We start from the raw sequence: 1,154 nt of genomic DNA, 5'->3' as shown, positions 1-1,154 counted from the left end.
ACACGATCCACCAGCGCGAGGATCGCCGCACGGTGCGTCGCCACGATCAAGGTGCGGCCGTTGAGCCACTGACCGAGCCGTTCGATAAACTCTTTCTCAGTGTGATCGTCGAGCGCCGCCGTCGGCTCATCCAGCAGAATAATGTTGGGATCGCGCAGCAGCATACGCGCCAGCAGCAGCGACTGACGCTGACCACCAGAAAGCCCAACGCCGCCTTCCATAATCGGATGATCTAGGCCGAGAGGCAGACGACGAATAAAATCCGCGCCGCCGCTGACGGTGAGCGCACCAAAGATGGCATCATCGGTGGCGTGCGCCGCGCCCATGGTGAGATTTTCCCGCAGCGTGCCGTGGAACAGCCGCGCGTTTTGCGTCAGCAGGCCCACGTTGCGCCGCACATCCGCCACATCTATGTGCGGCAGGCTGAGGTTATCCAGCCGCAGTTCACCACCGACCAGATCGATGCCGCCGATCATCGCCTGCAGCAAGGTTGATTTGCCCGATCCGTTGCGTCCCAGCACCGCGATGCGCTCGCCCGGTTTGATGGTCAGGCTTTTAATGCGCAGCGCGATGTTCAGCGAATCGGTGTAGTAACGGAACATCGCATCGGTGAATTGGTAGTGACCAAACAGCACCGGCGTGTGAATGCGCGTTTCATCTTTGCTGTTCTCCACCGGCAAATTCATCAGCGCATCAAGGCTGCCTTTTGCCGCTTTCACCTGTTGCCAGCGCGCCAGCACGCCGCACAGTGTTGCCATCGGCGCAATCATGCGTGAAGAGAGCAGCGACGCCGCCACAATCGCACCGGTGGTGATGTCGCCGTTGATCACCATCGGCGCACCGATCACAATCACACTGGCATACACCAAACCTTGTACGGTTACTCCCCAGGTAATCAGCGAGTGCATCACTTTGCGCATCTCCACGCCGGATTGCGCGGTAATGCGAATGTAGCTGTTCCACTGTTGCAGGAAGCGATCTTCCGCCTGCATCAGCTTGATATCCTCCAACCCTTGCACGCTCTCCACCAGCACCGCATTACGCAGCGTCGACTCTTTCAGGTTTTGCTGCGCCAGCTTCGAAAGCTTTTTCTGGCTCAGCACGCCCGGCAAGATCATCAGCAGCACCGCCACCGGCGCAATCCACGCCAGCTG

The 1,154-nt window shown here is 59.4% G+C and carries 1 protein-coding gene; it reads right to left on the bottom strand.

Annotated features, from left to right (window positions below; all coding sequences use genetic code 11):
• Positions 1 to 1,154: ATP-binding cassette domain-containing protein (locus RTY00_RS24280; protein WP_312666675.1), on the bottom strand; the 1,154-nt coding region annotated here is incomplete at both ends.

This window comes from Pantoea sp. CTOTU49201 (genome assembly GCF_032054795.1).
GTDB classification, from domain to species: domain Bacteria; phylum Pseudomonadota; class Gammaproteobacteria; order Enterobacterales; family Enterobacteriaceae; genus Pantoea; species Pantoea symbiotica.
This window is presented reverse-complemented; position numbering and strand designations above follow the sequence as displayed.